This is a genomic window from Collinsella sp. LCP19S3_A6 (assembly GCF_052122015.1).
GTDB lineage: Bacteria > Actinomycetota > Coriobacteriia > Coriobacteriales > Coriobacteriaceae > Collinsella.
Genome location: NZ_JBQKDD010000003.1, coordinates 206,351 through 226,470 on the forward strand (window position 1 = coordinate 206,351; position 20,120 = coordinate 226,470).

The window sequence follows — 20,120 nt, forward strand, 5'->3', positions numbered from 1 at the left end:
TTTGTGGTGGCCGGATCCGCAGGATGGCATGACCCGGGGCGCAAACCATCACAACATTCGACGTTATTCGGCAAAATCGCGATTTTCATCGAATGTTGTGATGGTTTTTACTGCTTTGCGGCACGATCCAAATGCCGGTGTCCAAACAGCAGCAGTGCCGCGGGAACCGCCGTCACGACCATACCCGCCCCGATGAGCGTCTGCTGCACGCCAAACATCGCCGCCAGCCACGGGGCAATCGCCAGCGGCGCCACGCCGGCGAACATGTTGCCAAAGCCCATGACCGAGTTGACGCGACCGAGCTGTTCGAGCGGGGCCGTCGTTTGCACGATCGTGTTGTGGAGCGGGTTGACGACGCCCCAGGCCACGCCCAGGGCAATCTGGCCGACGAGGGCTACGCCCACGTACGGCGTCCCCACATAGAGCAAACTTCCCAGGCCCACGGACAGAAGCGCCACAAGCAGCGTCTTAAGGTTGACCAGGTGCGGCGGCAAGCGGAGCGCGACCACGGCGCCCAGCACCGCGCCCACGCCGCAGGTAGACGAGAGCCAGCCCATCCACTCGACACCGACATGCAGGACATCACGGTAGAAGAATGACTCCAGTGGATCGAAGGCGCCATAGCCAAAGTTCGAAAGGAAAATAATGCAGAACAGCAGGGCGAGGACGCTGTTGGTAAAGACTGTCTTGATGCTAGTCACGAAGGTGACGCGGGTGGATTTATTGGAGTCGGAGCTTTGAATGGCAGTACTTGCCGTTGTGCTGCTATCCGCGGGAGCACTTTCGCGCGCGGCGACGCGACCTGCTTGCGGCCTAAAGCCCCAACCGGCGACGAGCGCCAGTACGGCAAAGATCATCATGAGCAAAAACACCGCGTGTGACGATGCAGCCGCCGCGACAAAGCCGCCCAGTGTGGGGCCGACGATAATGCTCACGTTGGAGAGCATGGCGATGGCGGAGTTGATGTCTTTGAGCTCGACGGGGTCGTCGGTGAGATACGCCGGATAGGACGTGGCGACGGGCTGGGCGAATCCTATCACAAAGCCCAGGAGCACCGCGCCGGCAAGGACTGTTCCGGTCGCGCTGCCAAAGGCGATAATCGCCGCGCCGGTTGCCAACGTGCCGAAGATACTCGCCCGGAAATGCCGGCACGGACCCCAAGCGTCAAGCGCCGCTCCACCCGCAAAGGATCCCAGGATCACGAAGACGTTCATAAACAGGACGGCCAGCGATGTCGCAACGACCGAGGCATCGTCTGCATAGGTGAGCGTTCCGATGACGCCGATGAAGTAGCTGGTCTGAAAGCCGGTATATATGAGAAAGCGCATTGCCACCAGGTGCTTAGCCTGCGCGGACAACGAAGGGTGAGGTTTTGAGAGAAGAGATACGAGCACGGAGACTCCTCGTTTCATACGAATACGGGCGGTGGACATTCGCCGCCGTCTGTCAAATCAATCTATCCGCATGAAACATTAAGGACGCATCAAGCCCCTTCTCTCCGTTTTTCGCCCGTCATGAACTACTTGGTAGATTGTAAGGCATGTCACAAAAATCTACCAAAGCAAAAACCACCACAAAGGTGCCTGGCCCCTCTGTGGTGGAAATGACGTTTGCCCAGATAGAACCTGCCAAAATGAACCTGTCCCTTTTTGGCAGGTTTTAGGCCAGATGGTCTTGGATAAGGTCGCAGATGGCGCGGGCGTCGTTGATGTTGATGGCTCGGGTCGCAAAGCCTGCGTCGAAGGCCTGACGTGCCAGGGCTTCGTTGCAGGCAAGGGCCAGCGTGCGGCCGTCGACCAGGTCGAGCGAGCTCTTGCCACGCAGACGGTCGACACCGGAGCGCGCGACCACGATGTTGTCGAAGCCCTCGGTCTTGTAGCCCTCGATGATCACCACGTCGACATCGTTGTAGCGCGACAGCAGCTCGCGCGCGGGCATCTCGTCCTCCTCGCGTGTGTCGGCGTACTCCGCCCAGCGCGTGGCGCAGATGAGGCCCACGTGCTTGGATCCGGCCTGGTGATGGCGCCAGGTATCCTTAGCGGGCACGTCGATATCAAAGCCGTGGTGCCCGTGATGCTTGAGCGAACCCACGCGCAGGCCGCGACGGGTGAGCTCGGCGATAACTTTCTCGACGAGCGTGGTCTTGCCCGAGTTTTGGTAGCCGATAAACGCGATCGCGGGGACGGCCGGTGTCGGAGCTGCGGGCGCGACGGCGACGGGTGCGCTCGCGGGTGCGGCACCGTCAGTGGCCACGGCCTCAACAGCAGCAGCCTGACGCTCTGCGCGGTCCCACACGCCCGAGCGGCCGCCCTCCTTGTGCAGCAGGCGCACGTCGACGATCTCCATACCGCGATCAACCGCCTTGCACATGTCATAGATCGTTAGGCACGCGGCACTCGCGCCGGTCAGAGCCTCCATCTCGATACCCGTCTTGCCCGTCACGCCGGCCGTAACCAGTACGTGAAAGCCAACCTGCCCGTCCGCGCGCGCCGGTGCCCAGCCCTCGGGCACGTCCTCGGCCGGCGTCCCCGCCGGAGCGATGGGCGCAATGTCGCATTTGCTCTTGGTAATGAGCAACGGATGGCACATGGGAATGATGTCGCTCGTGCGTTTGATGGCCATGATGCCCGCCACGCGCGCGCAGGCAAGCACGTCGCCCTTTTTGGCGCGGTCCTTCAGCACCATGGCCTGTGTCTCGGGATGCATGAGGATGGTGCCCTCGGCGATGGCGATGCGATGGGTCTCGGCCTTGTCGGACACATCGACCATGCACACCTCGCCCTTGGCGTCCACGTGCGTCAGCTCGTTGCGACGTGCGTCACGGGCGGGTTCGGTGGCCGCGCTGGAAGTCGGCTGCGCGGACGCGTCGGCGTTGCCAGCATTCGCCGCGGCCGTGACTTTGTGGGCAGACATCGCGGCCCTGCGAGCGGCCTTGGTGGCGTCGGCGTACCTGCTCTTGGCCATATGATCATCCTCCGATTTGGGACATGAATCGTTGCGTGCCCTCAATTATCGCGTGTTCCTGCGGTTTGTGGGCCACGGCATCGCGCCAAATCGAAAGTACCTGCATATCATCACCACGGCGCAGGGCGTCGCGCACCGAATACTCGGCATCGCTAAACAGGCACGGACGCACGTTGCCATCGGCCGTCAGGCGCAGACGGTTGCAATTCGCACAAAAATGGTTGGACATGGCGCTAATGAAGCCAACCGTTCCCGCCGCGCCCGGAAAGCGCCAATAGCGCGCAGGGCCCGCGCCGGCAGGAGCATCGTTGATGTCGAGCGGCTCGAGCTCGCCCAGTCCCGTCGCGGTGGCCCCGGCATTGATGCGCGCCCGCAGCTCGTCACTCGGCACGGTATCGCTCGCGTCCCACAGCTCGGGATTGAGCGCGGGCGCATGCGGGTCCACAGCGCAATGCGAGCTCGTGTGCTCGTCGCCGATGGGCATATATTCGATAAAGCGCAGGTGGATGGGACGGTCGAGCGTGAGCCGCGCGAGGGCCGCCACATCCTGGTTGAGCCGGCGCACAACAACGCAGTTGACCTTAACGGGCTCAAAGCCCCAAGCCAGCGCCGCGTCGATGCCGGCCATGGTCTGCTCGAGCCGACCCAGGCGCGTGATCTTTTCAAAGAGCGTAGGGTCGAGCGTGTCGAGCGAGATGTTGACGCGGTTAAGCCCGGCATCTTTGAGCTGCGGCGCCAGCTTGGGCAGCAGGGCGCCGTTGGTGGTGAGCGAGATGTCCTCGATCTGAGGGATCGCGCGGATGTCGCGAATAAGCGGAATAATACGGCGGCTGACCAGCGGCTCGCCGCCCGTCAGGCGCACGCGGCGAATGCCCTCCCCCGCCACCAAGCGCACAAAGCGGGCGATTTCCTCGGCGCTGAGTAACTCGTCGTGTGCACGGGGCGCCACGCCATCGGCCGGCATGCAGTAAATGCAGCGGAAATTGCACTTGTCGGTAACGGCAATGCGCAGGTAGTTGATATCGCGGCCAAAACCGTCATGCTGCACGTGCCCGTCCACGCAGCCCTCCCCTCACGCGGCGTTTTATTCTTCGAAAAACATAATACCCCACGAGAGAATCATGCCGACACCCGTACGACAGGACAGGTCGCTTCGAACAAGACCGGCTTTCCAAGCCCATCCTCAACACACAAACCTTGACTCTACAATCGTTGTAGGGTTTTCACTACACTGGTACGGAAACAGACCCAGCCAGAAAGCCCCACCTATGGAACACGACCTCACACGCGGCAATGTCCTTAAGACCATCGCGGTCTTTGCCCTGCCCTATATGCTCTCGTACTTTTTGCAGATGCTCTACGGCATGGCCGACCTGTACATGATGGGGCAGTTTAGCGGTGCCGCCGGCATCACCGCCGTGGGCAATGGCGCACAGACGCTCTATATCATTACCGTGACGCTCGTGGGTCTGGCCATGGGAACGACGGTTATCGTCGGCCACGCCGTGGGCTCGCGCCGCTTCGATCGCGCCGAGACCGTCATCGGCAACACTATCACGCTGTTTATGGGTGTCTCGGTAGTGCTGGCAGCCATCCTGCTCGCACTGTGCCCACAGATCGTGGCACTTATTGGCACGCCAGCCGAGGCAGTCGAAGGAACCGCCGCCTACCTGCGCATCTGCTTTGTCGGCATTCCGTTTATCGCCGTATACAACATCCTCTCGGCCATTTTTCGCGGGCTGGGCGATTCGCGCTCGCCCATGTACGTGATCGGCGTGGCGTGCATCATCAACATCGCGCTCGATTTTCTGTTTATCGGCCACATGGGGCTCGGCCCCGTGGGTGCGGCACTCGGCACGGTAACCGCCCAGACGGCAAGCGTTGCCCTCGCGCTCGTGTGGCTTAAGAGCCGCCGCACGAACATCCACGTTAAGCGTAGCGACCTGCGCCCCCAGCCCGAGGTGCTCGGCGGCATCCTTAAGATCGGCGTGCCCGTGGCCGTGCAGGACGGCTGCATCCAGGTGGCGTTTATGTTTATCACCGTCATCGCCAACCATCGCGGCCTGGTCGACGCCGCCGCCGTGGGCCTGGTCGAAAAGATGATCAGCTTTTTGTTCATTGTACCGAGCTCCATGGGTGCCACCGTCAGTGCACTCACGGCGCAAAACGCCGGCGCGGGTAAGGGCGACCGCGCGCGTCAGGTGCTCAAAGACGCCATGACCATCTCGGTGGTGTACGGCTGCCTGATCACGGTGCTGATGTGGCTGGTGGCGCCGGCGTTTATTGGCTTTTTTGCCAAGGACGCTGCAGTAGTCGCTGCCGGCACCGGCTATATGCGCAGCTATATTTTCGACGCGATTTTTGCCGGCATCCACATTTGCTTTAGCGGCTTTTTCGCTGCATACGGCAAGAGCTACATCGGCTTTGCGCACAACGTGCTGGCCGTGGCACTCATTCGCGTGCCGGGCGCGTGGCTGCTGTCGAACGCCTATTCCGACACGCTGTTTCCCATGGGCATCGCCTCGCCGTGCGGGTCGATTCTGTCGGCAGTCATCTGTGTTGTCGCGTTTACCGTGCTCAACCGGCGCGGGGCTTTTGACAAGTTAGCAGCGTAGCGGGGCAATGCGAAATCTCCCTCATTGACGACATCATCAGCGACGACCCCGCGACCTACGTGACGCAGATCACGATGCCGGTTTCCCCAACAAAGTAAGAACCACCCGGAAGGCATCGCGCTTTCGGGCGGTTCTTCAATTTGACTATTGATGCCTTAAGCCTGGGGCACCTCACCGGTAGCCAAGATCTGCTCGAGTGCGTCCTCGTCCAGCACGGGTACGCCCAGCTGCTCGGCCTTGGTAAGCTTGGAACCCGCTTTGGGACCGGCAACCAGATAGCTCGTCTTCTTTGATACGCTGCCCGAGACCTTGGCGCCGAGCACCTTGAGCGCCGCGCCCGCCTCGTCGCGCGTGCGGTTGACGAGCGTGCCGGTGAGCACGAAGGTCAGACCCGCGAGCGGCTGTGCGTCGGCGAGCTCGCCTGCCACACCAGCGTCGGCTGCGGCTTGCGCGTGCGCGGCGCCCAAATCGACCTCGAGCGACAGGCCCGCCTGGCGCAGACGTTCCAGGACGGCAAGGTTCTCGGGCACGGCCAGGAACTGCTTGACGCTCGCCGCAATCTTGGGGCCGATGCCCTCGCACTCGGCAATATCCTCTTCGCTCGCCAAGATAAGCTTGTCAATCGACAGGAATCGCTCGGCGATGACCTCGCCCACGCTCTTGCCCACGTGACGGATACCCAGGGCAAACAGCACACGACCGAGCGGCTGGCTCTTGGACTTGTTGAGCTCGGCGATGATCTTTTCGGCCGTCTTGAGGCCTACCGGGATGGGGTCGCCCTTCTTAACGCCCTTTTTGCTGTTGGAGCTGGCATAGGTGCGCCCCGTGTCCAGGCCTGCGATGTCGTCGACCGTAAGCTGGTAGAAGTCTGCGACGTCGTGAATCAGCCCGGCGGCGATCATCTTGTCGACGATCTCGTCGCCTAGGCCATCGACGTCCATGCAACCGCGGCTCACCCAGTGGAGCAGGCGCTCCTTGAGCTGTGCGGGGCAGTCGATGGACACGCAGCGGTAAGCCACCTCACCATCCTCGTGGACCACGGGGCTACCGCACACGGGGCAGACCTCGGGCATATACCAGTCGACCGAATCGGCCGGACGCTTGTCGAGCACCGGACCCACGACCTCGGGGATAACGTCGCCCGCCTTGTGCACGATGATGGTATCGCCCTCGCGCACGTTTTTGCGGCGGATCTCGTCGATGTTGTGCAGCGTGGCGCGCGCGATGGTGGAGCCGGCAACCGTCACCGGGTCGAACTCGGCGACCGGCGTGAGCACACCGGTGCGGCCCACCTGGATGCGAATTTCGCGCAGGATGGTCTGCTTTTCCTCGGGCGGAAACTTAAAGGCAATGGCCCAGCGTGGTGCGCGAGCGGTAAAGCCCAGGTCGAGCTGCTGCTGGAAGCTGTCAACCTTTACGACCACGCCGTCGATGTCGTAATCCAGGTCGCCGCGGTGCTCGAGCGCCTGGGCACAGAACTCGTGGACCTCGGACGGCGTGGCACAACGAGCCACGTTAGGGTTGACGCTAAAGCCGGCGCTACGCAACCAGTCCAGAAACTCGCGCTGGCTGTGGACGTGCAGCGGATCGGTATCGGCGATGGCATAGATAAAGGTGGCCAGGTCGCGGCGCGCCGTGACCTTGGGATCCTTCTGACGCAAGGATCCGGCAGCGGCGTTGCGCGGGTTGGCGAAGGGGTCGCGGCCCTCGGCATCGGCCTCTTCATTCAGGCGAACAAAGCTGCCCTTGGGCATATAGACCTCGCCGCGTACCTCGATGGTGCGCTCGCGGTCGGTGCCCATATGGGCGAGCGCCGGCTCGGATAGGTGCATGGGCACATCCTTGATAGTGCGCACGTTGAGCGATACGTCCTCGCCCGTGGTGCCGTCACCGCGCGTGGCGGCGCGTACGAAGGTGCCGTTTTGGTAGGTAAGCGCGACGCCCAGACCGTCGATCTTAAGCTCACAGGTATAGGTGACGCTACCGGCACCGAGCGCATCCTCGGTGCGCTGGAGCCAAGCGTCGAGCTCGTCCAGATCCATGGCATCGTCCATGGAATACATGCGCGCCATGTGCGTGACCGGCGTAAACTGCTCGCTCACGTAGCCGCCCACGCGCTGGGTATAGCTGTCGGGCGTCACCAGGTCAGGGTAGGTAGCCTCGATTTCCTGCAGCTCAACGAGCATTTTGTCAAAGGCAGCGTCCGTGATCTCGGGCGCATCGAGCATGTAGTAGCGGTAAGCATGGTAGTCGAGCTCGTGGCGCAACTCAGCCGCGCGCGCTGCCGCCTGGGCACGGGTATCGGCCGGCGCAGCGGTATCCGTGCTCGCTGGCGTTTCGGTATCGATGTCCACGCCGTCACCAAACAGGCTCGATTGCTCCATAGCGGCACTCCTTCGCTCGATTTCAAACGGATACTAGAGTACCACCGGTCTCAATGGGGCCGAATAGCAGTCTCAAACCGCACCGAATTGGCAGCGACCGGACCAGGGTTGGACAGTTAGTTCAGATTTGTATAATTACGCGCGCCGAATCGAGCTGAAATACCGGCTTTTCGCCCCAATCAATCGTTCTGGACGGCAAATTAGGTTTGCTTCCGTCTTCGAGACACCCATCTCGGCCCGTCTTTCATTTCAAAACCGCTCAAAACACGCCTCAGACCGCACCCGTTTTATACAAATCTGAACTAACTGTCCAAGCCCTTCCGAACCATGCCCTTGCCATTTCTAAATGATCCGTTTTCCTCCGTCCCCAACGGATCAATAAGAGAAGAGGGGCTGTCCCGCGCTGGCGGAACAGCCCCTCTGGCTTCGATATGTGCGATACAGCTCGTTAGAAACCCTGACCGTAGCCTTGCCCCTGACCCTGTTGGCCCAGCAGTTCTTCCAGGTACTGGCGCAGTTGCTCGTCGGTAATGCCGCCGTTGCCGGTGTCGGTCGCGCTGTCGTTCTGCTGCTGGTTCTGCAGCTCCTCATCAGAACCCAGCTCGACCGTGACCTTTTTCTCTTCCTTGCCGCGCACGAGCGTGATCTCGACCTTCTCGCCCACCTCGTGGCTGCGCAGCGCGATAATCAGGCCATCGGCGCTCGTAATCTCATCGTCACCCAGCTTGGTGATGACGTCGCCCTCTTGGATGCCAGCCTTGGCGGCAGGACCGTCCTCGACGACACTTGCCACATACGCGCCGCTATCGGTGCCGAGATTGTTAGTGCGGGCGTTGAGCGCGTTGACGCTCGAAAGCGTGGCGCCCAGGTACGGATGAACCGGCGTCTTGCCGTCGATGATCTGGTCGGCGATGTTCTTGGCATAGTTGACCGGAATGGCAAAGCCCACGCCCGAGCTGGAGCCCGAGTAGCTCTCGATAAGAGAGTTAATACCCACGAGTTCGCCATTGTCGTTAACGAGCGCGCCGCCGGAGTTGCCCGGGTTGATGGCGGCATCGGTCTGGATCATGTTGGCGTAGATGGTGTTGCCGCTGGTAGAACTCATAGCCGTGGAGCGATACAGCGCCGACACAATGCCCGTGGAGACAGATTGCTCGTTGCCGAACGGCGAGCCGATCGCCATAACCCACTCGCCCACGTTGAGCTTGGAGGAATCACCAATCTCGATCGGCGTGAGCTTGGAGGCGTCAGCATCCTTGAGCTTAATGACGGCGAGGTCGCTCGAGGCGTCGTTGCCCACGAACTCGGCCTCGTAGGTGGTACCGTCGTCCATGGTAACCACGTACTGATCGTAACCATCGACCACATGGTTGTTGGTGAGGATGTGGCCCTCGGTATCGAGCACCACGCCCGAACCGACGCTGCCCGAACCATCCGACTCGTCGGCAGACTGCGAAAGCGAGCCATTCTGGCTACCGCTCGAAGTGGCGGTGATGGAAACGACGGAGGGCAGGGCCTTGGCAGAAACGGCCTCGGCAAGCGTGGTGTCCTCGGAGTCGATCGTAATCTTTTGCGTCGATGAACCCGAAGCACCCGCCGTCACGACATTCTTTCCGCCGCCAATGTTGAGCGTGCCACTCATAATGAGCGCGATGACCAGCAGGGCGCCGCAGGCGCAGCCGGCGAGCGCCGTAATAAAGATCGGCAGCTTTTTGGTCCTGGTCTTGACCACCGTGTGCTTGTTTACAACCTGCTGACCGCCCAGCGGCTGGCCGGTCCGTGTGTCGTAGGCCTGCACGTAGGGAATGTTGCCGTCGGCAGGCGTCGACTCCACCTGCACGCGCGGCTGCTGCTGGGTCTCGCCAGCGTTGCCCGCATCCTGGGGACGCTGGGAATCGTTCTCGCTCATGACTGCGATCCTTTCGTCTAATAACCAAAGGCCCGCCAAACATGTGGCGGGCCATCATTGTTCACGTTGAGTTGTACCCCAATATGCGGGCGAACGTGTATGAGAACGCAATCTTTAAGGAATGCTTAAGTTCTGCTGCAAACTCGAAAGGGATCCACGCATGCGGCAAAACCACCACGAAGGCGCCTGCCCCCTTTGCGGTGAAAAGCTAGTCCTTAAACAGATAGCCCACGCCGCGGACGGTGGTAATGTGTGCCGCAATCTGCGGGCCCACCTTGGAGCGGATGCGTCGAATGTGCACGTCGACGGTGCGCGTGCCGCCGCAGTACTCAAAGCCCCACACGCGGTGCAGCAGCACCTCGCGGCTGTAGGCGCGGTTGGGGTGCGTCGCCAAAAAGCTCAGCAGCGAGTACTCCATCAGCGTCAGGTCGATGGGCTCGTCGTCGAGTGTCACCTGGTAGGTAGCCAGGTTAATCTCGAGGTTATCGATGTTGAGCACATCGTCGGCGGTGATGGTCTCCTCCTCGCCCATCAGGCGCTGCGCACGAGCCTTAAGCTCGTTGGGTGTCGCCGTGGGGCATACAAAGTCGGCATGCGCGTGATTGGGCAGGCGCAGGGTGCCGAGCGCCTCGTCGTCGACGATTACCAACATGGGAACGCCGCCGCGGTCGTCGAGCCATTTGGCAATCTGATCGATGCGGTCGCTGCGGATGCCATCGGAATCGAGGATCAGCAGGTCAAAGTCATGCGCCGCAGTCGGCGAATCGGGGGTTGCCAGGCTCACCTCGACACCCAGGGTGGTCGTCAAGCTGCGGGCAAACTCGTGGAAGCGCGTCGTGCGCGCCATGAACAGGGCACTCTTTTCGGACATATCGACCTCCAAGGAAATGAGCTCAATCGTACTGGAACAAGCCGGCGCGATTAGGAGTTCGCCAGGTAGTGCTTGATCTCCCACTCGGTGATCGTGGACTCAAACTTATGCCATTCGTCGCGCTTCTTTTTGAGGAAGAAGCTGTGGATGTGCTCGCCGAGGGCATCCTTCATAAACTGCGAGTCCTCAAACACGTCGAGCGCCTCTTTGAGCGAGCGCGGCAGCGGCGTATAGCCGGCCTCGACCATCTGACGGTCGGTAAGCTTGAGCGTCTCGGCCGTTGCCTCGGGCGGGAGTTCCAGCTTGCGCTCGATGCCGTCCAGACCAGCCGCCAGCGTGACGGCGTTGACCAGGTACGGATTGGCCATGGGATCGGGACTGCGCAGCTCGATGCGCGTGGACAGCTGCTTGCCGGGCTTGTAGACCGGGATGCGGACCATGCTCGCGCGGTTGCGCAGGCCCCACGTAGCGTACTGTGGCACGGAGTCGCCGCCCGTGGTGATGCGCTTGTACGAGTTGACCGTGGGGTTGGTGATGGCGCTGATCTCGCGCGCGTGTGCCAGAATGCCGGCCATATAGTGCTTGGCGATATCGGAGAGGTGGTACTTCTCGTCGTCCTCGCCCCAAAAGACGTTGTTGCCGTCGTGGTCGAACAGCGACTGATGCAAAAACATGGCGCTGCCGTCCTCGCCCGCCAACGGCTTGGGCATAAAGGAGGCGTGGCAACCGCTCTCGTAGGCCTGCTGCTTAATGATGAGTTTGGCCGTGGTGATGGCGTCGGACATGCTCAGGGCCTCGGCGTGACGCAAGCTCATGCCGTGCTGCGAGCGGCCGGCGGCGTGGAAGGTGTACTCCACGGGCACGGACATCTTCTCGAGCGTGAGCACCGTGTTGCGGCGCAGGTCGCGAGCGGCATCGCTCACCGAAAGGTCGAAGTAGCCCACGTTGTCGAGCGGCTCGGGGGTGTGCTCGTCGGGGAAGTAGTAATACTCCAGCTCGGCACCCACGTTGAGCAGGTAGCCGGCCTTCTCGGCCTTATAGAACATGCGGCGCAGGGCGTCGCGCGGGTCGCCGGCAAACGGCTTGCGATCGGGAGTGCACACATCGCAGAACACGCGGGCGACGCCGTTATGGCTCGGGCGCCACGGCAGGATCTGGAAGGTCGAAGCATCGGGGAATGCGAGCATGTCGGCTTCCTCGGGCGTGGCAAAGCCCTCGATGGCGGAGCCGTCAAAGCCAATACCCTCCTCAAAAGCGACCTCGAGGTCTTCGGGGCTAATGGCAAAGTTCTTGAGGCGGCCGAGAATGTCGACAAACCACAGACGCACAAAGCGGATGTCACGCTGCTCTACGGAACGGAGTACGTAATCGATGTTCTGCTGGTTCATGTCGCTCCCCTTTCTTTCGGGCGGGTTTCGACTGGTCTATATCGCAGATACTATCGCAGAAAAATGTTTCCGCAGGGTTAAAGCGTATCAAGCGCCCAAAAAACGTGCGCGAACAGGCAGTTACGAACGAGCGGCTAGCGCGAGGTCGAAGCGCGGTGTTCGATGTGGCCGGGAACCTCGATGCGTTCGGGCGCCAGCTTTGCGGCATCGCCCACGGTGGTGGTAACAACGTCGATACGCTCGGAGAGGCGATCGACCACGCGCTCGGCGATGGTGGGGGTGTCCTGCGCGGCCGTGGTGACTCCGCCAAAGAGCACATGGTTCCAGGGACAGTCGTCAAACGTCGCGATCTTGAGCCCCGCCGGCAGCGAGGGACCAAGCTGCGCCAGCGCCTCGGTCAGGCTCAGGAAAACCAGGCCGTTGACGGCAATGAGGCCGAGCTCTTTTCCTGCATAGCCGCGGATGGTCTCGTCCAGGCGGCCGACGCCCGTGGCACCGCCATCGGCCAGGGTGACGACCTCGCCGGAAAGGCCGCGGCGCGAAAGCTCGTCGGTAAAGGCCTCGTCGCGCTCGCGACGGACGGGGCTGTCGTCGCTTGCTTCGGTGAGCAGGCACAGGTGCTCGCTGCCCGCAGCAGCCAAGGCGTCTACCAGGCCGGCGACCAGCTCACGGTTGTTAGATGTCACCAGATCGACACCGCCGTCGGCAACGTCGCGGTCGAGCAGCACAACGGGCAGGCGTCCCGCTGCCGCGACGATCGCCTCGTCGTTACCACCGCAGGTATTGACGACCAGGCCGTCCACGCCAGCGTCGATAAGCCTGGTGAGCGACTCGGCCTCCTTGGCGGGATCGTTGCCGCTAATGGCTGTCATGAGCGAGCAGCCGCGCGCGGCGGCGCTGGCGGAAAGGCCCTCGAGCATGGCGCTAGAGAACGGGTTGGCGATGTCGGCCAAGATCACGCCGATGAGGTTGGTACGCGAGCTGCGCAGATTGCGCGCGGCGGCACGTGGGCGATAGCCGGTACGCTCGATAACCTCCGCAATGCGAGCACGGGTTTCCTCGGTCATTTGCCCGGGGCGGTTATTGAGATAGCGCGAGACCGTGGCCGGGCTCACACCCGCCTCGACGGCAATGTCCTTGATTCTCATCTGCGCCATAGCGCACCCCGTTTCCCCATTGTCGGCAGTCTGAGCCATTTTAGGCATTTTTTAAAATTCTCGGTTGCAAAACGCTGTAGGTGAGCAGCATCGTTTTTGCGTCTCGAGCAGATGCGATAATGGGCTAGATAGACGAGTCTTTGGACAGCTCAAAATAGTCGGGATGTAAGGCGATAACCGGACCTTGCTCTTCGGGCATCAGGTGCAGGTGTGTCTCTGCCAGATAGCTCGCCGCGTCGGTATCGCCCCTCTTAATGGCCTCGAGAATCCGGCGATGCTGCCGACGAATCGGCTCCCAATCTAGATCCTGCGACACCATACGCAACCAGTTGTATCGCTCAAAATGCGTATTGACGCTCTTCATCCAATCCCACAACATGTGACGGCCGGCAATCTCAAAACACGTCTCATGGAACAGGTTGTCCAGATCAAAGAAACGACGCGTTTCGCCATGGTCGAGCGACTCGGACTCGGCAAGAATCTGATCGAGCCGATGCTTTTGCTCGGGTGTGGCGACCGAGCAGCATTTAATGAGTACGCTTCGCTCGAGTTTCTCGCGCAAGAAACAGGCGTTCTCGGCGCGCTCCATGCTGATCTTAGAGACGTAAGTGCCGCTTTTGGGACGCGTTTCCACCAGCTCCTGCTCACGCAGGCGCACAAAGGACTCGCGAATGGGCGTACGCCCGATTCCCGTCTCCTTTTCCAGACCAATCGCCGAAAGGCGCGTGCCGGGCTTGAGCTCGGCATAGATGATCTTGGAGCGCAGTGCATTGTATGCCTGATCTTGCAAGCTTTGATTATGCTGGTGCTGTTCCATAAAGCCCTCGGATAAACCCTCGGTTAGTCGAATACCACCATGCAATACTATCGCATCGACACGCCCCAGCTCCCAATCAGTCTTTTTGGGACGGGGCTCTTTTAGCTACCCTAGCCCGCAGATCGGCCCCTTGCCACAAAAGTGGCCCATCTACTACGTTAACACGGATAGCCTCGGCCATACCAAAAACCGTGAAAACAAAACCGCAGGTAGGCAGCTCGTCGATTTTCGAAAAAGCCGACTATGGTTGACCCCTGCGGCTTAAACGTAGTAGATAGGCCCTTTTCGTGGCGCAGCACTACTGCACCCCAAATTGGCACCCCGAGCCTGTTATAAGTTGCTGTGAAATACGGACGGTTGATGATCAAGGCGCGCTATGCGGGTTGCTATAGCTCGAACGTCCCACGTCCGATGCACCAAAGCGTTTGCGACAGCTTCGCAAAACGCCTCGAGAGGAATTCGATCGGTTTGGACGCGCTCCATCCCTTCGATACGCTCATAACGGTAGTAGCGTGCAAACATAGCTACCGCCCTGTCCACCTGCTCAATTGCGGATATATTTGTCGCCGCCTCGCGATCCAAGATCACATCCTCGGTATCACCAAAACGGACGCAGTCGATGCCCGGAAAATCATTCTTATCCGCCAAAATCGCCGCAGCGTTGGTATAGCCATCTTTGCCGAGCAAGCGAAGCGTGCGCATAATATCCGGCGTTAGCTCAGAAATGCCGAGATGTTCAACACACTTATGCCCGAGCGTGTGAAAACTCAAGTCCTGGCGAGCCGACGTGAGCGCGTCGAACGTTACGTTGCCGCCTTCGAGCGTCAGCCTGCCATACTCAAACCGGTCGACCTCCACCGTTGCCGAATCGTTTCGCCTGTAGGCCTTCAAGATATAAGACGAAAACCGTTTGCGTACTGATTTATCCGAGACGCAAACGGTTTTCGTCTTGCACGGTGCGGGCGACGCCATCGAGGCGCACAACCCCACTGCCGCTCACGATGCGATGTATCTGCACCTGGCCTACAACCGCAACATGATTGTGGAAGGCACGCAGACAAAAGGCATTTAAGGCTCGGCAATGATCTTTCTTTGATAAAACGCAAGCGGCGGCCGCCCAAACACGGGACGGCCGCCGCTTGCGTTTTATCAAATGGTGCAATGGGGTCAGGTTCACATGCACCAAGTTGGTGCAAAGCAACCTGTCCCCATGCAACAAGGGGTTAACTAGAGCTCGCAGGCGACCTTGTAGCCATCGCCGATGGCGTCGCGAATGTTGCCGCACTTGTTGGCATCGCCCAGCACGTGAGTGGTAACGCCGGCTGCCGCCAGGTCGTCGGCCAGCTTGGTATTGGGACGATAGCCCATAGCAAGCACCAGCGTATCGGCACCGGCGATGGTGTGGACCTCGCCGTCCTTCTCGTAGCTGATAGTGTCCTCGGTAATCTCGGTCACCTTGGCCTCGGTCAGCACGTGAACGCCCTTTGAGAGCATGCGCGTGATGAGCACCGCGCGACCGGCACCACCCTCGTTGGCGGCGAGCGTCTTGGTCATCTCGATGACGGTGACGTCGCGGTTGGCCGGCGACAGGTCGTTGACCAATGGGGCCAGGTAATCGGCCGTCTCGCAGCCAACGGTGCCGCCACCCACGATGACGATCTTCTTGCCCGGGAAAGCCTTGCCGCCCAGCAGGTCGTCAGCCGTCATAACCTGCTTAAAGCCCTGCATGAAGGCCGGGGCGATAGGCTCGGCGCCATAGGCCAGGACGACCTCGTAGTCGGTGTAGTCACGCTGAATGTCCTCAGCAGTAAGCTCGGTGCCAAAGACGCACTTTACGCCGGCCTCGGCCAGGCGACGGTACTGATACTTGATCACGCGGGTGAGTTCCTGCTTTGCCGGCGGAACGGCTGCGATGCGCATCTCGCCGCCCGGCTCGTCCTGCTTATCCACGAGCACCACGTTATGACCGCGTTTGGCGGCAATGTAGGCTGCCTCCATACCCGCGGGACCGGCGCCCACAACCAGTACGTTCTTGGCCTCGGCGACAGGCTCGTAGCCAGCCTCGTCGTGCTCCACGTCCGGGTTGACGGTGCAGGAGATGCGCTTGCCAAACATAATGCCGTTCAGGCAACGCAGGCAACCGATGCAGGGACGGATCTCGTCGGCGTTGCCAGCGGCTGCCTTGTTGCAGAACTCGGCATCGCACAGATTGGCGCGGCCCATCATACAGATGTCGGCCGCGCCGTCCTCAATCAGCTCCTCGGCGATCCAGGCCTCGTTAATGCGTCCGACGGTGGCGACGGGAATGTTGACGTGCTTTTTAATCTCGCGCGAGCAGGCGGCGTGCGAGGCCTGCTGGGTACCGGCGGCGGGAATCGCGGAGCCACGCTTGATGGTGGTGCCGCCCGACACGTGAATCATGTCGACGCCGGCCTTTTCCAGGCGACGCGAGACGTAGATCATGTCGTTGAGGGTCAGGCCGCCATCGGTGTACTCATCGCCCGAGATGCGGACGTCGATGATAAAGTCCTTGCCGCAGCGCTCGCGAATCTCGGCGATGACCTCGAGCAAGAAGCGCATGCGAGCGTCGAGCGAGCCGCCGTACTCGTCGGTACGCTTGTTGTAGAGCGGAGTCAAAAAGCCGCCGAGCATGCCGTGGGCGTGTGCCGCATGGACCTCGACGCCATCGACACCGGCCTTCTGCATACGCACGGCAGCGTCGCCAAACTGATGCGTGAGCTCGTGAATCTCATCGACCGTGATAGGGCGCGGTGCCTCGCGGGCATAGGACGGGCCCACAAAGGACGGAGCGATCAGGCGCGGCGTACCCGGAATGTTAAAGGCCATGTAGGCGGGGTGGAAGAGCTGCGGCATGATCTTGCAGCCATACTCGTGGACGGCCGCGGCGAGCTTTTCCCAGCCGGGGATAAACGTGTCGTCGTAGCAGCACATGTCACCCGGTAGATAGGTATAGGTGGGCTCAACCGTCACGACCTCGGTAATGATGAGGCCCACGCCGCCCTTGGCGCGGGCACGGTAATGATCGACCAAGTCGTCGGTCACATAGCCGTGATCGGCTAGGTTGGTAGATACCGGCGGCATAAAGACGCGGTTCTTGACCTCGGTCGTACCGACCTTGATCGGGCTAAAGAGCATCGGGTAGGCACAGGACTCCATACAGGCTTCCTTTCGTTTGAGCCGCTCGGCGGCAGTTGCTAACACACCTATCGTATCAGCAACTGCCGTATCTGCAGTCATACATGCCCAAGCGCTGTTCGGCTAATGAATACCGCGACCCAAGTCTTCGGCGATTTTGTCCACGCCCTTAAGTGCAGCGCACGTCTTTTTGTTGGAGCAATGCCCCGTGCAAACGCCACCCTGAGCGCAGTCGGCGCAGGTGCCCTTGCGGTAGATGCGCACGCATACCGCGACAAACGCAATACCGATAACAGCCAGTACAACAATATCGATTGGTGCCATAGCAAGCCTCCTCTAGTTAACCACCACTTACTTTACCCCATTCTCCACCTGCCAAAAAGGGACAGGTTTATTTTGGTCGGTTTTATCTGCGGAAACGCCACATCTCCCCCACCGCCAAAAAGCCCGAGTGTCGCTGGGACACCCGGGCTCGTGGAAAGGGGCTAATCCTTATTCGGACTTAAGCGGAAACTGCGGCGGAAGCAGTGCTGGTCTCGTCCTCGTCGGTCCATGCATGCGCAGGGATAGGACGAAAGATCTGGAAGAGCATCGCAACCAGCAGCACGATGGCCACAATCGTCCAGATACCAAACTGCCCCAGAACAAGCAGGTTGTAGAACTGGTTGATGAACAGGCCGATCACCCAAGCGAAGGCGCACTCGTAACCGATGGCAATCGCGGTCCACTTTCCGGAATCCATCTGGTTGCGGATAGTGCCCATGGCGGCAAAGCACGGAGCGCACAGCAGGTTGAATGCGCCAAAGGCAACGCAAGCGCCCATGGTGGGGAACATGCCGGCAAACGCGGTCCACAGGCTCGGGTCGGTCTCGGCGGCATCAGCCACGGACAGCAGCGAGCCGGCGGTGGCGACGACGTTCTCCTTAGCCACAAGGCCCGAGACGGTCAGCGCAGTTGCCTGCCAGGTGCTAAAGCCGAGCGGAGCGAAGATCCAAGCGACCAGGTTACCGAGCATGGCAAGCACGGAGTAGTCCATGAACTCCTCGGGGATGCCGTCCATTGCAGGCAGGAAGCCAAAGGAACCGTTGTAGCTTCCAAAGTTGGAGAGGAACCAAACAACGACGGTGGATGCGAAGATGACCGTGCCGGCCTTCTTGATAAAGGCCCAGCAGCGCTCCCACACGTGCAGTGCCCAAGAGCGGATCGCCGGGAAGTGGTAGGCAGGAAGCTCCATAACGAACGGCGTCGGGCGACCGGCGAAGAGCTTGGTCTTCTTGAGCATAAGGCCCGAGGCGATGACGGCGAAGACGCCCAGGAAGTAGAAGAGCGGGCTGATCCACGCGGCGGTGGTGGAAGAATCGCCGATGATGGAACCCATGAGCAGGGCGATGATCGGCAGCTTGGCGCCACAGGGAATAAACGTGGTGGTCATGACCGTCATGCGGCGGTCCTTCTCGTTCTCGATGGTCTTGGTGGCCATGACGCCGGGAACGCCACAGCCCGAGGACACGAGCATGGGGATAAAGGACTTACCGGACAGGCCAAAGCGGCGGAACACGCGATCCATGATGAAGGCGACGCGGGCCATATAGCCGCAGTCCTCCAGGAAGGACAGCATGACGAACAGCAGGAACATCTGCGGCACAAAGCCAAAGATGGCGCCCAAACCGCCGACGATGCCGTCGCAGACCAGCGAATCGACCAGGCCGCCGTCCTCGGTGCCACCCGCCACAAGGGCATCGTGCACCACGGTGGTGATACCCGGGACATAGGGGCCGTACTGCGCCGGGTCAACCGAGTCGGCATCGTCGCCCGCAGCCTCGACGGCTGCATCGTAGGCGTCGCGGCCCTGACCGAGCACATACCAACCGTCGGTACCAAAGAGCTGGTCGTTGGTGAAGTCGGTCACCGTGCCGCCTAAGGTGGAAACGGCGATGTAGTACACGCAGAACATGATGACCACAAAGATCGGCAGGCCCAGGATACGGTTGGTAACCACACGGTCGATCTTCTCGGAGGTGCTCATCTTGGCCGGAGCCTTGGTGAGGCACTCGTCGATGATGTGCGCGATGACGCCATAGCGCTCACCGGTGATGATGGACTCGGCGTCGTCATCGCAGTCCTGCTCGCACTGGGCGACCAGCTCTTCCACGCGAGCGGCCTTCTCCTTGGTGAGGTTGATGAGCTTGCAGGCGTCCGCATCACGCTCGAACAGCTTGACCGCGTAGTAGCGACGCTTGTTGGCGGGAACGCTCGCCGGCAGGTTGTTTTCGATGTGGTCCAGAACGTCCTCGAAGGAGGAATCGAACTTGTGCTCCGGCACCTGGCCCTTGGAAGCAGCGGACTTCTTAACCTGCTCGAACAGCTCCTTAATACCCTTGTTCTTAAGGGCCGAAATCATCATGACCGGACAGCCGAGCTTCTTGGAGAGCTTGTCCGTGTCGATCTTGTCGCCGTTCTTCTCGACCAAGTCGGCCATGTTGAGGGCGACGACCACGGGCAGGCCGGTCTCGATAACCTGAAGCGCCAGGTACAGGTTGCGCTCGAGGTTGGTGGCGTCGACCACCTGGACGACCACATCGGGCTCGCCGCTCATGAGGTAATCGCGCGAGCATTGCTCCTCGGGACTGTAGGGGGAAAGCGAGTAGATGCCGGGGAGGTCCGTGATGGTAACGTTCTTGTCGCTCAGGAGCTTGGCCTCCTTTTTCTCAACCGTGACGCCGGGCCAGTTGCCAACGTAGCCGTTGGCGCCGGTGATCAGGTTGAAAAGCGTGGTCTTGCCGCAGTTGGGGTTACCCGCCAGCGCGACATGGATCTGAGAATCCGCCATTCAATCCTTCTTCCTTGTGAGCCCGCGCT

General features: G+C 60.8%; 15 protein-coding genes. 2 read left to right on the forward strand and 13 right to left on the reverse strand.

What is annotated here, in order from left to right; all coding sequences use genetic code 11:
* Positions 1 to 107 precede the first annotated feature (107 nt).
* The 3 genes from ACTQVX_RS03235 to moaA all read right to left on the reverse strand — a co-directional run bounded on the left by ACTQVX_RS03235 (position 108) and on the right by moaA (position 4,024).
* The gene (locus ACTQVX_RS03235; RefSeq protein WP_441560170.1) at positions 108 to 1,394 is read right to left on the reverse strand and encodes an MFS transporter; all 1,287 of its coding nucleotides are present in this window, start codon (positions 1,392 to 1,394) and stop codon (positions 108 to 110) included.
* A 265-nt stretch (positions 1,395 to 1,659) separates the two neighbouring features.
* A complete protein-coding gene (gene mobB, locus ACTQVX_RS03240) occupies positions 1,660 to 2,964 on the reverse strand; it encodes a molybdopterin-guanine dinucleotide biosynthesis protein B (protein ID WP_441560171.1) in 1,305 nt (434 codons plus the stop codon).
* 4 nt (positions 2,965 to 2,968) lie between these two features.
* Positions 2,969 to 4,024, reverse strand: coding sequence for a GTP 3',8-cyclase MoaA (gene moaA / locus ACTQVX_RS03245; protein ID WP_441560173.1), 1,056 nt, complete (start codon positions 4,022 to 4,024; stop codon positions 2,969 to 2,971).
* A 208-nt stretch (positions 4,025 to 4,232) separates the two neighbouring features.
* Between moaA and ACTQVX_RS03250 the strand changes: the two genes are divergently transcribed.
* Entirely contained in the window at positions 4,233 to 5,579 is a 1,347-nt protein-coding gene (locus ACTQVX_RS03250) for an MATE family efflux transporter (RefSeq protein WP_441560175.1), read from the forward strand.
* Between the two features lie 155 nt (positions 5,580 to 5,734).
* Here ACTQVX_RS03250 and ligA read toward each other — a convergent pair whose 3' ends face one another.
* From ligA to ACTQVX_RS03285, 7 genes are all read right to left on the reverse strand, one after another.
* Positions 5,735 to 7,963 (reverse strand): NAD-dependent DNA ligase LigA, encoded by a 2,229-nt coding sequence (ligA, locus tag ACTQVX_RS03255; RefSeq protein ID WP_441560177.1) that lies wholly within the window; start codon positions 7,961 to 7,963, stop codon positions 5,735 to 5,737.
* 448 nt (positions 7,964 to 8,411) lie between these two features.
* Entirely contained in the window at positions 8,412 to 9,872 is a 1,461-nt protein-coding gene (locus ACTQVX_RS03260) for a S1C family serine protease (RefSeq protein WP_441560179.1), read from the reverse strand.
* A 208-nt stretch (positions 9,873 to 10,080) separates the two neighbouring features.
* On the reverse strand, positions 10,081 to 10,743 hold the full coding sequence (locus ACTQVX_RS03265) for a response regulator transcription factor (protein WP_427728642.1): 663 nt from the start codon (positions 10,741 to 10,743) through the stop codon (positions 10,081 to 10,083).
* 50 nt (positions 10,744 to 10,793) lie between these two features.
* Positions 10,794 to 12,131 carry a glutamine synthetase family protein gene (locus tag ACTQVX_RS03270; RefSeq protein ID WP_427728639.1) on the reverse strand — a complete coding sequence of 446 codons (1,338 nt, stop codon included), beginning with the start codon at positions 12,129 to 12,131 and terminating at the stop codon, positions 10,794 to 10,796.
* 134 nt (positions 12,132 to 12,265) lie between these two features.
* Positions 12,266 to 13,288 carry a LacI family DNA-binding transcriptional regulator gene (locus ACTQVX_RS03275; RefSeq protein ID WP_441067982.1) on the reverse strand — a complete coding sequence of 341 codons (1,023 nt, stop codon included), beginning with the start codon at positions 13,286 to 13,288 and terminating at the stop codon, positions 12,266 to 12,268.
* Positions 13,289 to 13,412: 124 nt separating this feature from the next.
* Positions 13,413 to 14,105: a GntR family transcriptional regulator gene (locus ACTQVX_RS03280; RefSeq protein ID WP_441560181.1), complete on the reverse strand. Its 693-nt coding sequence runs from the start codon at positions 14,103 to 14,105 to the stop codon at positions 13,413 to 13,415.
* A 330-nt stretch (positions 14,106 to 14,435) separates the two neighbouring features.
* Positions 14,436 to 14,963 (reverse strand): hypothetical protein, encoded by a 528-nt coding sequence (locus tag ACTQVX_RS03285; RefSeq protein ID WP_441560183.1) that lies wholly within the window; start codon positions 14,961 to 14,963, stop codon positions 14,436 to 14,438.
* Between the two features lie 52 nt (positions 14,964 to 15,015).
* Between ACTQVX_RS03285 and ACTQVX_RS03290 the strand changes: the two genes are divergently transcribed.
* Positions 15,016 to 15,177 carry a hypothetical protein gene (locus tag ACTQVX_RS03290; RefSeq protein ID WP_441560184.1) on the forward strand — a complete coding sequence of 54 codons (162 nt, stop codon included), beginning with the start codon at positions 15,016 to 15,018 and terminating at the stop codon, positions 15,175 to 15,177.
* Positions 15,178 to 15,332: 155 nt separating this feature from the next.
* Here ACTQVX_RS03290 and ACTQVX_RS03295 read toward each other — a convergent pair whose 3' ends face one another.
* The 3 genes from ACTQVX_RS03295 to feoB all read right to left on the reverse strand — a co-directional run bounded on the left by ACTQVX_RS03295 (position 15,333) and on the right by feoB (position 20,091).
* Positions 15,333 to 17,282: an NAD(P)/FAD-dependent oxidoreductase gene (locus tag ACTQVX_RS03295; protein WP_441560186.1), complete on the reverse strand. Its 1,950-nt coding sequence runs from the start codon at positions 17,280 to 17,282 to the stop codon at positions 15,333 to 15,335.
* A 102-nt stretch (positions 17,283 to 17,384) separates the two neighbouring features.
* Positions 17,385 to 17,585, reverse strand: coding sequence for a hypothetical protein (locus ACTQVX_RS03300; RefSeq protein ID WP_117634210.1), 201 nt, complete (start codon positions 17,583 to 17,585; stop codon positions 17,385 to 17,387).
* A 178-nt stretch (positions 17,586 to 17,763) separates the two neighbouring features.
* The gene (gene feoB / locus ACTQVX_RS03305; protein WP_441560187.1) at positions 17,764 to 20,091 is read right to left on the reverse strand and encodes a ferrous iron transporter B; all 2,328 of its coding nucleotides are present in this window, start codon (positions 20,089 to 20,091) and stop codon (positions 17,764 to 17,766) included.
* Positions 20,092 to 20,120 lie beyond the last annotated feature (29 nt).

Bases quoted from the DNA above. Each gene is read 5' to 3' on its own strand.
- mobB (WP_441560171.1), bottom strand. From the start codon at position 2,964: ATGGCCAAGAGCAGGTACGCCGACGCCACCAAGGCCGCTCGCAGGGCC.
- ACTQVX_RS03265 (WP_427728642.1), bottom strand. From the start codon at position 10,743: ATGTCCGAAAAGAGTGCCCTGTTCATGGCGCGCACGACGCGCTTCCAC.
- ACTQVX_RS03275 (WP_441067982.1), bottom strand. From the start codon at position 13,288: ATGGCGCAGATGAGAATCAAGGACATTGCCGTCGAGGCGGGTGTGAGC.
- ACTQVX_RS03295 (WP_441560186.1), bottom strand. From the start codon at position 17,282: ATGGAGTCCTGTGCCTACCCGATGCTCTTTAGCCCGATCAAGGTCGGT.
- ACTQVX_RS03280 (WP_441560181.1), bottom strand. From the start codon at position 14,105: ATGGAACAGCACCAGCATAATCAAAGCTTGCAAGATCAGGCATACAAT.
- ACTQVX_RS03300 (WP_117634210.1), bottom strand. From the start codon at position 17,585: ATGGCACCAATCGATATTGTTGTACTGGCTGTTATCGGTATTGCGTTT.
- ACTQVX_RS03260 (WP_441560179.1), bottom strand. From the start codon at position 9,872: ATGAGCGAGAACGATTCCCAGCGTCCCCAGGATGCGGGCAACGCTGGC.
- ACTQVX_RS03270 (WP_427728639.1), bottom strand. From the start codon at position 12,131: ATGAACCAGCAGAACATCGATTACGTACTCCGTTCCGTAGAGCAGCGT.
- ligA (WP_441560177.1), bottom strand. From the start codon at position 7,963: ATGGAGCAATCGAGCCTGTTTGGTGACGGCGTGGACATCGATACCGAA.
- ACTQVX_RS03250 (WP_441560175.1), top strand. From the start codon at position 4,233: ATGGAACACGACCTCACACGCGGCAATGTCCTTAAGACCATCGCGGTC.
- feoB (WP_441560187.1), bottom strand. From the start codon at position 20,091: ATGGCGGATTCTCAGATCCATGTCGCGCTGGCGGGTAACCCCAACTGC.